Source organism: Clostridium sp. UBA2485, from assembly GCF_002341865.1.
In the GTDB taxonomy this organism is placed as follows: Bacteria; Bacillota; Clostridia; order Clostridiales; family Clostridiaceae; genus Clostridium_J.
Map to the genome: position 1 here is coordinate 1 of NZ_DDOV01000005.1, position 13,411 is coordinate 13,411.

Annotated in this window: 11 protein-coding genes and 2 riboswitches; of the genes, 5 read left to right on the plus strand and 6 right to left on the minus strand. The window is 28.3% G+C overall.

Annotation, left to right across the window (positions count from 1 at the left end; genetic code table 11):
* The 6 genes from B3603_RS00730 to B3603_RS00755 form a co-directional block, all read right to left on the minus strand.
* Window positions 1–190 (minus strand): hypothetical protein (locus B3603_RS00730; protein WP_349676768.1); only part of this gene is annotated, 190 nt, incomplete at its 3' end.
* A 671-nt stretch (window positions 191–861) separates the two neighbouring features.
* Window positions 862–1,305 carry a hypothetical protein gene (locus B3603_RS00735; RefSeq protein WP_291559575.1) on the minus strand — a complete coding sequence of 148 codons (444 nt, stop codon included), beginning with the start codon at window positions 1,303–1,305 and terminating at the stop codon, window positions 862–864.
* Between the two features lie 99 nt (window positions 1,306–1,404).
* Window positions 1,405–1,872 (minus strand): hypothetical protein, encoded by a 468-nt coding sequence (locus B3603_RS00740; RefSeq protein WP_291559577.1) that lies wholly within the window; start codon window positions 1,870–1,872, stop codon window positions 1,405–1,407.
* A gap of 74 nt (window positions 1,873–1,946) precedes the next feature.
* Window positions 1,947–2,441 carry a hypothetical protein gene (locus B3603_RS00745; RefSeq protein WP_291559579.1) on the minus strand — a complete coding sequence of 165 codons (495 nt, stop codon included), beginning with the start codon at window positions 2,439–2,441 and terminating at the stop codon, window positions 1,947–1,949.
* Window positions 2,442–2,755: 314 nt separating this feature from the next.
* Complete coding sequence (locus B3603_RS00750; protein WP_291559581.1) at window positions 2,756–2,890, minus strand: hypothetical protein; 135 nt, start codon at window positions 2,888–2,890, stop codon at window positions 2,756–2,758.
* A gap of 75 nt (window positions 2,891–2,965) precedes the next feature.
* The gene (locus tag B3603_RS00755; RefSeq protein WP_291559583.1) at window positions 2,966–3,136 is read right to left on the minus strand and encodes a hypothetical protein; all 171 of its coding nucleotides are present in this window, start codon (window positions 3,134–3,136) and stop codon (window positions 2,966–2,968) included.
* Window positions 3,137–3,667: 531 nt separating this feature from the next.
* A riboswitch (cobalamin riboswitch) is annotated at window positions 3,668–3,857 on the plus strand.
* 296 nt (window positions 3,858–4,153) lie between these two features.
* Window positions 4,154–4,329: riboswitch (cobalamin riboswitch) on the plus strand.
* Window positions 4,330–4,699: 370 nt separating this feature from the next.
* Here B3603_RS00755 and B3603_RS00760 point away from each other — a divergent pair.
* Genes B3603_RS00760 through cobN form a run of 5 tightly spaced genes read left to right on the plus strand, consistent with a single transcriptional unit; the run spans window position 4,700 to window position 13,346 of the window.
* The gene (locus B3603_RS00760) at window positions 4,700–6,148 is read left to right on the plus strand and encodes an ABC transporter substrate-binding protein (protein WP_291559585.1); all 1,449 of its coding nucleotides are present in this window, start codon (window positions 4,700–4,702) and stop codon (window positions 6,146–6,148) included.
* A gap of 35 nt (window positions 6,149–6,183) precedes the next feature.
* Entirely contained in the window at window positions 6,184–7,212 is a 1,029-nt protein-coding gene (locus B3603_RS00765; RefSeq protein WP_291559587.1) for a FecCD family ABC transporter permease, read from the plus strand.
* Window positions 7,209–8,450 carry an ABC transporter ATP-binding protein gene (locus B3603_RS00770; protein ID WP_291559589.1) on the plus strand — a complete coding sequence of 414 codons (1,242 nt, stop codon included), beginning with the start codon at window positions 7,209–7,211 and terminating at the stop codon, window positions 8,448–8,450. The genes B3603_RS00765 and B3603_RS00770 overlap by 4 nt, the downstream gene beginning before the upstream one ends.
* Window positions 8,450–9,598 (plus strand): adenosylcobinamide amidohydrolase, encoded by a 1,149-nt coding sequence (locus B3603_RS00775; protein WP_291559641.1) that lies wholly within the window; start codon window positions 8,450–8,452, stop codon window positions 9,596–9,598. Before B3603_RS00770 ends, B3603_RS00775 begins: the two co-directional genes overlap by 1 nt.
* Entirely contained in the window at window positions 9,591–13,346 is a 3,756-nt protein-coding gene (cobN, locus tag B3603_RS00780; protein WP_291559591.1) for a cobaltochelatase subunit CobN, read from the plus strand. The genes B3603_RS00775 and cobN overlap by 8 nt, the downstream gene beginning before the upstream one ends.
* Window positions 13,347–13,411 lie beyond the last annotated feature (65 nt).

Here is a 13,411-nt window from a genome sequence, read left to right on the forward strand (position 1 = left end):
CATTATCGTTGTCGTTATCGTTTCTATTTTCATTGCGATTGTCATTATTATTGCCGGTGTCATTATCATTGGTATTGTCTATATCACTAGCGTTATCTTTATCTAAAGATAAATAGCTATATACGTCGAAATCATTAATAAAATCTATAGCTAAATCGTCTTGTTTTATTTTCATTTCATTATTAGCCATATTAATATTTACCTCCTAATAAATTATTTGCGTAGCTTGAATTTAATACACTTTAAAGTGTGCTACGCTTTATAATTGTCATCTTTATGACGGTTATTCTCTAAAAATGAATAGCTATAAGCGTCAAAGTCATCAATAAGCTCTACTCTAAATCGTCTTGATTACTGTAATGATGGTTATTATGAGAATAGTGAGAGTGATGATTAGACGTTTTATTTCTATATGGGCTTGAATNNTTTTCATTTTCTTCTTTTCCTTCTAGCTTCATTAATTTTTCTTGATTTTTTTTAGCTAGTTTTGATATTTTTTCTTTTATCTTTTCTTCTTTTCTTTCGAGTATTTCAAGCATTTCTTCAGGAGTTATAGGAACTAGCTCTATTTCAGGATTTGTATTATTAGCTATATTCTTAGAACTTGTATTATTAGCTGTATTTTTAGGATTTGTATTATTAACTGTATTCTTAGGACTTGCATTATTAGCTATATTCTTAGAAGTTTTATTTTTATCAATATTTGTTTCATTTATCTTTATCTCATTGTTAGCCATAGTAATATTACCTCCTAATATTTAATACATTTTAAAGCTAGCGGCTACGTTTTATAATAGCCATTTTCATAATGGCTATTATCTAGAATTGAATAGTTATAAACGTTAGAATCATCAATAGGGTCTATGCTAAATCATCTTGATTGCTGTAATGATGATTATTATGAGAATAGTGATAATTAGCTGCCTTATTTCTATATGGGCTTGAATTAGCGATTTGATTTGCAGTGCCATTTCCAGCTTTAATTGCTTTATCTAGGTTCATTTTCATTTCCTTTATTTCTTCTTCTTTTCTTTTTAGCTTCGCTAATTTTTCTTCATTCTTTTTAGCTAGTTTTAACATTTTTTCATTTTCTTCTTTTCCTTGTAGTTTCATTGATTTTTCTTCATTTTTTCTAGCTAGTTTTAACATTTTTTCTTTTAATTTTTCTTCTTTTCTTTCTAATATTCTAAGCATTTCTTCAGGGGTTATAGGAATTTCATTTATTTCAGGATTTGCATTATTAACCATATCCTTAGAATTTTTATTTTCAACAATATTTGTTTCTTTTATTTCATTATTAGCCATTTAATATTACCTCCTAATATTTAATACATTTTAAAGCTAGCTGTCGCGTTTTATATTATTTATAAATATTTTTTCATTTAATAATTTTTCTTATTTTTGTTATTTCATTGATTGTTCTTCAATTTTTTCGTTTGAGAGTTTTTCAGGTTTTTGCTCTTTAATTGGTTGTTCTTTAATTTTTTCGATTAAGAGTTTTTCAGGCTTTTGTTCTTTAATTGGTTGTTCTTTATCCTTTTCATTTAATAATTTTTCGTCTTCCTGTTCTTTTAGTAGCTGTTTTTTATTTTTTTCATTTAACTTAGCTTCTTTTTCATTTTTTTTCATTAGTTTCTTTTTATTTTTTTCATCTAGTTTCAGATTTTTTTCATTTAACTTTTCTTCTTTTCTTTGTTGTTTCATTATTTTATCTTCATTTTTTTTAGCCAATTTTAAATTTTTTTCATTTAGCTTATCTTCTTCTCTCTTTAATTTTCTTAGTTTTTCTTCAGTTTCTATAAGATCTTTTTCTATTTCAAGATTTGTTTTATCAATTATATTTTCAGAATTTTTTATTTGTTTATTAGCCATATTAATATTCCCTCCTAAAATTGTTTCACTAGTTTAAATTTCATATATTTTAAAAGTAATTAATGCATTTTAAATTATTTTTCTACAGCATCCTTATCTGATAAATTTTCCTTTTCTTGTTCTTTCATCAGTTTTTCTTCTGTTTTTTTATTTAATCTATCTTCTTTTTCACTTTTTTTCATTAATTTCTTTTCGTTTTTTTCATCTAATTTTAGTTTTTTCTTATTTAACTTATCTTCTTTTATTTGTTGCTTCATTAGTTTACCTTCATTTTCTTTAGCTAATTTTGAATTTTCTTCATTTAAAGCGTCTTCTTTTCTTTTTAGCTCTGCTAGCTTTTCTTCAGTTTCTGCAAGTTCTTTTTCAAGTGCAAGTTTTTTGTCAGTAAGTTTTTTCACAGAATCTTTTATCTCATTCATAATTATTTCATTTTCTTTATCTAATTTTAATTTTTTTTCAGCTAGCTTAGCTTCTTTTCTTTCTTGATTACTTAATTTTTCCTGGTTTTTTTTGGAAGCTTGTCCTATTTCTAGTTTTGTTTCATCAATTTTCATTTTTTCAGTACTCATAATATAATTTTCACTCCTCGTTATTTAAACAATTTAAAATTTAGCACTTTAAAAGTAACTAACTCTACTGTATTCTATTCAAATTCCTATTAAATGATAGTTAATTATAACCAGTAATTTACTGGAGATTATGTATTAATATATTAGTAAAAGAAAAAATAGCATTAGTGAAAGACTATTAATACTTATATAACTAAAATTATGATTTATGGATCAAACTCCAGAAATTAAAAAAGCCTCTATATTTAAAAAAATATAGAGGCTTGGTAAATCCAAAAGATGTTTTCTAGATTTATATCTAAACATATTTCAATTTACTTACAACAACCAATATTAATATTTACTACATCAGTATAAATTTTTACTTTATCATTTTCTTTACAGAAAAAAGTATATTTTTTACTATTTTTATCCTTATCATTATCATGAGATTTATTTGAGTTACTCATTAAAATCACCACTATTAATTATATTAACAATTAATTTTAGAAGTAAAAATCTAATTATATAATAGTGTTTTTATACTAAGAGTCTCTGCAACAATTAATGTTAATATTTACCACATCAGTATAAACAACTATTTTACCACAATTGTCGCTACACTTTTTTTCAGGACGTTTACTATTGTTACTATTGTTATTATTAGATTTTTTTTCAACATTAACTTCTTGAGTATACTTATTATTTTCAGACATATTTAACACCTCGTATATCAGTTTTTTATTTTAATATAACTTTGAAATAATTATTTCAAATATATAAAGGCAAGAAATTAAGGTTATAAAGTTCAGTTAACAAAAGAAATGAAAGTTTTATATGAAATTCAAATCTATGGCAACTGTAAAGCTTAATTAGTATCTCTAATAATAATATAATAAAAATATTAAAAGATGTGATAGAAAAATTACATATTTGTCAATATATTTAAGGTATATGTAATTAATGCTATTATAAATATGTTTTTTTATTATTAAATATTGATTTATATTTAATAATAAAAAGTTTCTTGTAAAAAGTTAATAAGAAGAAAAAGTTATGTATAGCTAGTTTAATTTTAGCATTTATCAATGAAATTTTCTATGAAAACTATAAGTTAAAAAGTATAAGACAGTATGCTCATAATATCCTTTTATATCAAAATGTGTAAAAAATCAAATAGGTATCACAAGAGATCATTTATGTAACTAATATAATTTTATGGTGAAATTGTTGAAATATACAGAATAAACTGTTATAATGACTGAGATAGTAAATATAAAATTAAATATTTCGTTTNNTAATAGGGAAAGTGGTGAAAATCCACTGCAGCCCCCGCTACTGTAGACGGAGACAAAGCCAAATCCACTGGAGCAATCTGGGAAGGATGGTGGAGAATGACCCGTGAGCCAGGAGACCTACCTAAATCAGTATATGGACTTCGGAGGGAAGTAAAACCATAGAATATAACAGATAAATAGTTGTAAATTTTATATTTTATAATTTTTACATGTTATGTTGTTTTTTATGTGATTACAATAGTATTATTAGCCTCCGTTTTACGGAGGCTTTATTTATTTACTAGGAAACTATACGAATCTTAGCCATCTTCAAAAATAATTAATTACTACTAAAATATGTTTTAAGTAATAAATAAAAATCATAATTTTCTTTTATTTAATAAAAGTAATATGAAATAAAGTTTTAAACATCTATAAATTTGTTTTATTTTAAAATTTAATATTGTAACATTAGGTTTCTTAATAGAATTAATAGGGAAAGTGGTGAAAGTCCACTACAGCCCACGCTACTGTAAATAGGAAAAAGTCTTAATAACCACTGAAAATATTTCGGGAAGGTAAGATGAAATGAATCTATAAGTCAGGAGACCTGCCTAATGGGTGACTTAGTTTTCGATGGGAAAATATTTTGTTCTTCATAGTAAAGCATTTTAAATAAAATGTTTTACATTAAATTGCAAAAAACTCCTCTAGGAGTTTTTATTTATATATAAGATATCTTCAACAAAGTAACTAGTCAGTATGTTGGAATATTTTACGTTATATTGCACCCACTAATTTTGTTAGTAATATAAATAAACAATGAAATTGGTGTCCTTATATGATGGAAAATATTTATAACATCTTTGGCTAGTTATTTTCGTATGTTTTATGAAATTTCGCATTGAGATAATCAATAAATAGGATGGTTATTTATTGAATTTTTAACTAGTTATTTTTTAAAGATATCTTAAAGAATTTTATATTATAGGGGGAAGACTTATGAATTTAAAATCTAAGAAAAAAAATAGTAAGTACATTTTATTAATTATGCTAGTTACAGTTTTACTCGTAGTATTTACTGGATGCTCCAATAATGCAGAGAAAGGTGATAAAGCTGAACTAATAATTGATAATAATGATACTAAAAACACAGTTAGTACTAAAATTGAAAATGAAAAAGTTTACGTATCTTTGAAAGAAGCATTTGAATTTTTAGGTGGTAAATGCGACATAGAAGGAAATAATGCTAATATAACAAAAGATAAGGATACGGTAAAGGTGGATTCAACTAGTAAGGATGCTTATGTTAATTCAACTAAAGTAACAATGAGCGATATGCCTAAAGTTATAAATAAGGATATATATGTTCCAATTGATTTTTTAAATGAATCAATGGACGCCAGAGTTACTTACGATAAAGAGAATAAAACTTTAAACATAAGGACAGAAATGCCACTACTTTATACAAAATCATTTAGTGTACAATACCTTAAAGGTGGATTAAAAAAAGTAGTAGATGGAGATAAAAGAACTTTTATTTTAGTTCCAGATGGAAAAACTGTCCCAGAAGAGTATAAGAACGAAGTAGCAATAAAAACCCCAATAAAAAATGTTCTTACTGCATCCACAACCCAAGCTTGTCTATTAAGACCAATAAATGAATTATTAAGTATATCTGGAGTTACAACTGCTGCAGATCAATGGCAAATAGAAGAAGTGAAAAAAAATATAGAAAGTGGCAAAATAGCTTTTGTTGGTAATAGTAAGGCGCCAGATTATGAAAAGATTTCTTCATTAAAGCCTGAAATAGTGTTTGTATATTCAGGACCAGCTGGACAACAAGCCATGATGGAAAAACTTGATGAGTTAAAAATAAACTATGCTGTGGATAATGAATATCTTGAGGAAAGTCCTTTTGGTAGAGTTGAGTGGATGAAATTTCTTGCCGCATTCTATGATAAAGAAGAAGAAGCAGAGAAATACTTTAATAAGGCTATAGAAACAGTAAAAAAAGAAACAGAGAAAATTGCTAATATGGATAAACCTAAAGTGGCATGGGGATTTATAAGTAAAGGAGAGGTGTATGTTCCAAAATCAGGCTCATATGTTGCAGAAATGATTAAAATGGCCGGTGGTGAATATATATTTGATGATTTAGGTGTAGGAAATGGCAAAATAAGTATTGAGGAATTTTATGCAAAATCAAAAGATGCAGATATATTTATCTATTCTTCAACGTCTCAGTGGAATCCAACTCTTAAATCTATAATTGAGCAAGCTCCAACTCTTGAAAAATTAGACGCAGTAAAAAATAAGAACGTTTGGTGCTTTCACCCAGATTATTGGCAGTCAACAGATAAGGTTGATGAGCTAATAATAGACCTTGTTAATATACTCCATAATCAAAAAGAAAATAAGGAAATAAAACATTATATTAAATATGAATAGATAAATTTTTAATATTAGAAATGTGGGGAGGACTTATGGATTTTTTAAAAAAGATAAGAGCTAGGTATTATATAATTTTTTCCTTACTTATAATTAGTTTAATTTTAATTTTTGGATTTTGTATAGGATTTGGTTCTGTGAAAATAAAATTAGATGAAGTTTTTAATATATTATTTAATCATGCAGCTACTGACAGTACTTTTTATGATATTGTGTGGGATATAAGATTTCCTAGAGCTTTAGCGGCATTGATTAGTGGAGCAGCTCTTGCAGTATCTGGACTTTTACTTCAAATATTTTTTAAAAATCCAATAGTTGAACCATATGTGCTTGGAGTATCCTCAGGGGCTACTTTATGTGTAGGTCTTGTAATGTTAGGTGGAGTAAAATTTGGTTTTGAGAGTATATCTCCATTTTTATTATTTACTGCAGCACTTATAGGATCACTGCTAGTTATGCTAGTAGTGGTTCTATTTGCAGGTAGAGTAAAAAGTATAATAACTCTCCTTGTAATAGGGCTGATGGTTGGATATGTTTGTAGTTCAGTTACAAGTATTTTGACTGCCTTTGCGGATAAAGAACGTCTTCAGGGCTTTACATTATGGAGAATGGGTAGTTTTTCTGGCTTTACTTGGAGAAGTATAAAAGTATTAATGGCCATGGGAATTCCTACAATTCTATCTTCACTTTTTATAGTTAAACCTTTAAATGCTTTTTTATTAGGTGAAGAATATGCAAAAAGTATGGGAGTGAAAATAAAAGCATTTAGAATTACTATTGTTATTATATCAAGTATACTTGCATCAGTAGTAACCGCTTTTGCAGGCCCAGTGGCTTTCATTGGATTAGCAGTCCCACATATAACAAGACTTATTTTTAGAACATCTGATAATAAAGTTTTAATACCTGGAACAATTTTATTAGGCGGTGTTGTTACTTGTATTTGTGATCTTATAGCAAGAACAATATTTGCACCAGTAGAGCTTCCGATAAGTTCTGTAACATCAATTATTGGAGCTCCTATAGTTATATTCCTTATATTAAAAAGGAGGACATCACTATGATCATTTTAAAAACTGAAAATCTTTTTGCTGGTTATGGAAAGAAATCAGTAGTTGAAAATGTTAATATTAGTGGGATAAAAGGACAGGTAGTGTGTTTTTTAGGTCCAAATGGTGCTGGTAAAACAACTATTTTAAGAACTTTATCAGGCTTGCTTGAGCCTGTTAAAGGAGAAGTTTATATAAAGGAAGAAAAACTTTCAAATATAAGTAAAAAAGATTTATCAAAACAGTTAGCTGTTGTTTTAACAAAAAAATTTGAGGGTGGACTAATGACTTGTTATGAGGTTGTATCAATGGGAAGATACCCACATACAGGTTTTTTTGGGCGCTTGTCTCAAGAGGATACTGAAAAAGTTTTTGGGGCTTTAAAAACTGTAAATGCAGAAAAACTAGCTGAAAGATATTTTGATGAATTAAGTGATGGAGAAAAGCAAAAGATACTTGTTGCGAGGGCTTTAGTTCAAGAGCCGGAAGTTATTATTCTTGATGAACCTACCACTCATCTTGATATACGTCATAGATTAGAGCTTATTGATATTCTTAAGAAATTAAGCAAAGAAAAAGGAATTACCGTTATTTTATCATTACATGAAATTGATATTGCAATAAAGAGTTGTGATAAGGTAATTCTTGTAAAAGATAATAAAGTTTTAGCTTATGGTGTACCAGAGGATGTGGTAAATGAACATATAATTAAAAAATTATATGATATAAAAGATGCAAGCTTTAATAATTTACTTGGCTCAATAGAACTTTCGAATAAATTAAAACCACAAGTATTTGTTATTGGAGGAAGTGGATATGGTGCTCCTATATATAGAGCATTAACAAAACATAGTATTGGGGTATCAACAGGAATAATACATGAGAATGATATTGATTATGAAATAGCAAGAACCATAGGAGTTGACATACAAAGCGAAAAACCTTTTAAAGCTATAAATGACATTTCATTTACAAAATCTTTAAGCATCATTGACAAAATAGATATAGTAATAGATTCGGGCTATCCAATAGGAGAGATAAATAAAAGAAATCTAGATTTAATTTATTATGCTTTAAATAAAGGGAAAAAAGTTTTTACACTAAGAGATAAATTTGAAGGTATTGAAATTTATGGAGATAAAAGCAAGAGATTAATACATTGTGACAATATAGCCAAAGTTATAGAGAACTTTTATAGCGTTAAGAAAGATAAATATTGCGAAAATGAAATTCCAAGGAGTGATTTATATTGATGATATACAAATTATCTACAGGTGATAAAGTACATAAATATGATAAAAGTATAGTTATTCAATTTAAAGATGATAGAAAGGTTCTAAGTACATCTCCTATAAATGGAGGATATAGAGAAGATCTAAAGACTGTTTTTAATCATGATGAGAATCCCGGAGCAGGTATAGCTTGCAAATTAAAGGCACCTACTTATAGTGAGCATATGTATTTAATAGCAGAACAATTGGGTTTGAATTCTGAAGAAACTGCAGGAATTTCTACTGCAGCGTCTATGGAAAATCTGTCTATTAAGAGTGAAAGCTTTGATGAGGTTACAGTAACAGCAATGGTTACAGGTGGGGTTGAAGTAAATGGTGGAAGAGTTGGAGATCCTGCTTCATATTATGAGAAAAATTGTAAAGTTGAAATGATAAAACATGGAACAATAAACATTATCTTAGTCATAGATGGAAATCTGCCACCTGAAACAATGACTAGAGCATTAGTAACCTGTACAGAAGCTAAAACTGCAGCACTTCAGGAACTGATGGCAGGAAGCAATTATTCAAGAGGAATTGCTACTGGATCTGGAACAGATGGAACTATTATTGTTTGTAATAGCAAATCAAAGATTAAATTAACAAATGCTGGCAAGCATTCCAAGTTAGGAGAATTAATTGGAGTTGCAGTAAAAAAGGCGGTAAAGGAAGCACTTTTTTTACAGACTGGATTATGTGCTGAAAGCCAACATAGTATGTTGAAAAGAGTGAAGAGATTTGGTATTGATGAAAACAAGATATGGAATAAGTATGAAGAAATATATTGTGGATATTTAAGTGAAGAAAACAAAGAACAGCTTGCAAAACCAGAATTCATACACAATCTTCACATAATAGATAGAAGAGAAGATTTAGTAATATTAACTTCATTATATGTACATATTATGGATCAATTAGATTGGGGACTGTTATCATCAAGTGAAGCTATAAATGGGGCAAATGAAATTTTAAATAGGATATTAGAAAAGTTTAACATAGAAAATAGCTTAATTAAAATATTTAAATTAGACTATAGTAAAGATAAATCTGTTGAAGAAGTAGTTGAGATTATTGTAGATAGATTTATATTAATAATGGCACAAATATCAGGAGGAATTAAAAATGTTTAGGCTTATTTTTATAATGTCAGGGTTTGATTCTACATATAAATTAAAGGAATCCAATATATTTATTAAAAAACATTATAAAGAGAGTATTGGTATATATTTTATAGATAGCTATAAAGTGGATAATAGCATAGAAGAATATAAAATTTGCAGGGAAAAAATTGAAAAATCTGATATGGTTTTTATTTCAATGCATGGAGGAGTAACTCATTTTAAAAGCTTAGAAAAAATAATGAATGAATTTGAAGGAAAAAAGAAATTCTTTATTTATTCTGGTGTTGAGGATGAAAATATTGTTCTATTAAAAAAATCTGGAATTTCACCTAGACAATATGAAGAAATACTTAGCTATTATTCTATTGGTGGTAATGAAAATCTCCAAAATATGATTTTATATTTAGCATCAAATTTTGGAAGTAAAAAGTTTAGCTATGATAGTCCTAAAATTGTTAAGTGGGAAGGAATATATTATCCTAATAAAATTATTGAAGATTATACAGCATATATAAAGGATATAAAAAAATTAGAAAAACCTATTATAGCAATTTTATTTTATAGTAAATATTTTAGAGAAAATAATACAAGACATATAGATGCTTTCATAGAAGCAATTGAAGAATTAGGAGGTACTCCTCTTGCTATATATGCAGCATCTGCACCAGATTTATCTAATGGCTGTAAAGGAATTAAGTGGGTAATTGATAATATATTAATGATTAATGGAGAACCACAGGTAGATACAATTATAAATACAATGGCACATGCACAAAGTATATTAGGTGACCCAGGAGATGGCACAAGAGCTGTGGAAAAAAGTATATTTGAAGATATTGATGTTCCAGTACTTCAAGCCATGCCAACATATCAAAGTCTTGAAAGTTGGGAAAATTCAATAAAAGGAATAGACATGATGTCACTTACAAGTAGTGTTTATGATCCAGAATTTGATGGACAAATCATAACTGTAGCAACAGCTTATAATGAGATGATAGCTGATGAAATAGGAGAAAGATACATATTTAAACCTATAACAGAAAGAGTCAATAAAGTTTGTAGGTTAGCATTAAATTGGGCGAAACTTAGAAAAATTAAGAATAAAGATAAGAAAGTAGCAATAATATTTCATAATATGCCGCCAAGAAACGATATGATAGGCTGTGCTTTTGGGCTTGATACTCCATATAGTGTATATAACATTATTAATGCTCTTAAAGAGGATGGGGTATATACAGAGTATGATTTTAAAAGTGGAGATGAAATAATAAATAAAATTATTCAGGGAGTAAGTAATGATACTAGATGGCTAACAGCGGAAAAAGCTATGGAAAAAAGTGTAGATATAATCAGTGGAGATACCTATAGGAAATGGTTTTCAACTTTGAGTAATTCTGTTAAAAGAAAAATGATTGAGGATTGGGAAACACCACCTGGAGATTTAATGGTGTTTGAGGATAAAATGCCAGTACCAGGTATTATTAATGGGAATATATTTATCGGTATACAACCTCAAAGAGGATATGAGGAAAAAGCAGATGAAGCTTACCACAGTACTGATATCGTACCACCACATCAATATATAGCTTATTACAAATGGATAAAAAACATTTTTAAAGCTGATGTTATTATTCATGTAGGAACTCATGGTACATTAGAATGGCTACCAGGAAAGGAGATTGGCCTATCACAAAATTGTTATCCAGATATTACAATTGATGATATTCCTCATTTGTATCCTTATATTATAAATGTACCTGGTGAAGGGGTACAGGCAAAAAGAAGATCCTATGCTGTTATACTTGACCATTTAATACCTTCACTTATGCAAAGTGGGACCTATGATGAGATGGAAACTTTGGACGAGCTATTAAAGCAATATTATCATGCGAAAAATGGTGATAGTGGAAAATTAATTTATATACAAGAACAAATAATTGAATTAGTTATAAAGAACAATTATCATATAGACTTAAATGTTCCAGAGGAATATATTAATAATAATTTTGAGAACTTTGTTGAAAAATTACATGGATGGATTGAAGAAATTAAATGTTCTTTAATTAAAGATGGGCTTCATATATTTGGAAGTGTCCCAGAGGCAGAAAGATTTGAAAATCTAGTTTTTGCTCTATTGAGGTTATCTAATGGAGAAGCTTCATCCTTAATAGAGTCTATTTGTAAAGCGAATGGATTTGATTATAGAGATTTAAAAGATAATCCATATAAAATTAATAAAAATAATAGTACAAATTTGATGATGCTAGATGAAATAGATGAGATAGGAAGAAATATAATCAGGAAATTCCATAGTTTAAATTATAAAGAAGAGTTTATAGAAGAGATAATAGAAGAATATTTTGAAGTAAAAGATAAGAATAAAACTGATGATATTTATAAAACACTTAAGTTTGTATCAGAGGTTATAAATCCTAAGTTAAACGATACAGTAGATGAAATTAAATATCTTGTAGAAGGAGTAAGAGGAAACTTTATACCTCCAGGAGGTTCAGGATGTCCAACAAGAGGAAGAGTTAGTATTTTACCTACAGGAAGAAATTTTTATACAATAGATCCAACAGCTGTTCCTACTAAAGCAGCTTGGGAAGTAGGGAAACAACTTGGAGATAACTTGATTGATAGATATTTAAAAGATGAAGGAAAATATCCAGAAAATATTGTTATGGTAATTTATTCTGGGGAAACTATGAAAACTTGTGGAGATGATATAGCAGAGGCGCTATATCTTATGGGAATAAAACCTAAATGGTTAGAAAATACAGATAAGGTTATAGGGCTGGAGGTCATTCCATTAGAGGAACTAAAAAGACCAAGAATTGATGTTACATTAAGAATAACAGGATTATTTAGAGATACCTTTCCAAATATTATTGAACTTGTGGAAGAAGCGGTTAATACGGCATCATCACTTGATGAAAATGAAGATGAGAACTATGTAAAAAGAAACATTTTAAATGAAATTAAGAATTTGATAGATAATGGACTTTCTATAGAAGAAGCTGAAGAAGAAGCGGGGATGAGAATATTTGGATGTCCTCCAGGAACCTATGGCGCAGGGGTCGGAATACTAATTAATAGTAAAAATTGGCAAGATGTCAACGATCTTGGAGAGGTATATACTTTATGGGGTGGACATGCATATGGAAAGAAGTTTCATGGTAAAAAAGTTAAAGAAGTTTTTTCAAGAAGATTATCTTCTGCTGAAATTACCGTTAAAAATGAATCTTCAATGGAAATTGATATGCTAGATAGTGATGATTTTTATAATTATCATGGAGGACTTATTGCAGCTGTAAAGTTGAACTCAGGAAAATCGCCAAGAGCTTATTGTGGTAATAGTAGTGATCCATCAAGAACTAAAATAAAAGATGTTAATGAAGAAACAGCAAGAATCATGCGTTCAAGAATTCTAAATCCTAAGTGGTTTGAAGGGCTAAAAAAACATGGATACAAAGGAGCGCAGGAAATTTCTGCAATGGTTGATATTGTATTTGGATGGGATGCCACTGCGGATGTTGTTGAGGATTGGATGTATGAAAAAATAAGTGAAACATATCTTTTTAATGATGAGAGAAGAGAATGGATTAAGGATGTAAATTCATGGGCAATACACAATATGGCAGAACGGTTATTGGAAGCTAGTCAAAGAGGAATGTGGAAAGCTAAAGATGAAACCATAGAAAAATTAAAAGGAATATATCTTTCAATAGAAGGGGACATAGAAGAACATATTTAAAATTAACAATTAGGGCATCTATAGATAAACTACTCTAAAATCTAATGTATATATAAATATAGCGT

What these genes read in the sequence shown, in the direction of transcription:
- B3603_RS00735 (WP_291559575.1), bottom strand. Translation starts at nt 1,305, where the DNA reads ATGGCTAATAATGAAATAAAAGAAACAAATATTGTTGAAAATAAAAAT.
- B3603_RS00740 (WP_291559577.1), bottom strand. Translation starts at nt 1,872, where the DNA reads ATGGCTAATAAACAAATAAAAAATTCTGAAAATATAATTGATAAAACA.
- B3603_RS00745 (WP_291559579.1), bottom strand. Translation starts at nt 2,441, where the DNA reads ATGAGTACTGAAAAAATGAAAATTGATGAAACAAAACTAGAAATAGGA.
- B3603_RS00750 (WP_291559581.1), bottom strand. Translation starts at nt 2,890, where the DNA reads ATGAGTAACTCAAATAAATCTCATGATAATGATAAGGATAAAAATAGT.
- B3603_RS00755 (WP_291559583.1), bottom strand. Translation starts at nt 3,136, where the DNA reads ATGTCTGAAAATAATAAGTATACTCAAGAAGTTAATGTTGAAAAAAAA.
- B3603_RS00760 (WP_291559585.1), top strand. Translation starts at nt 4,700, where the DNA reads ATGAATTTAAAATCTAAGAAAAAAAATAGTAAGTACATTTTATTAATT.
- B3603_RS00765 (WP_291559587.1), top strand. Translation starts at nt 6,184, where the DNA reads ATGGATTTTTTAAAAAAGATAAGAGCTAGGTATTATATAATTTTTTCC.
- B3603_RS00770 (WP_291559589.1), top strand. Translation starts at nt 7,209, where the DNA reads ATGATCATTTTAAAAACTGAAAATCTTTTTGCTGGTTATGGAAAGAAA.
- B3603_RS00775 (WP_291559641.1), top strand. Translation starts at nt 8,450, where the DNA reads ATGATATACAAATTATCTACAGGTGATAAAGTACATAAATATGATAAA.
- cobN (WP_291559591.1), top strand. Translation starts at nt 9,591, where the DNA reads ATGTTTAGGCTTATTTTTATAATGTCAGGGTTTGATTCTACATATAAA.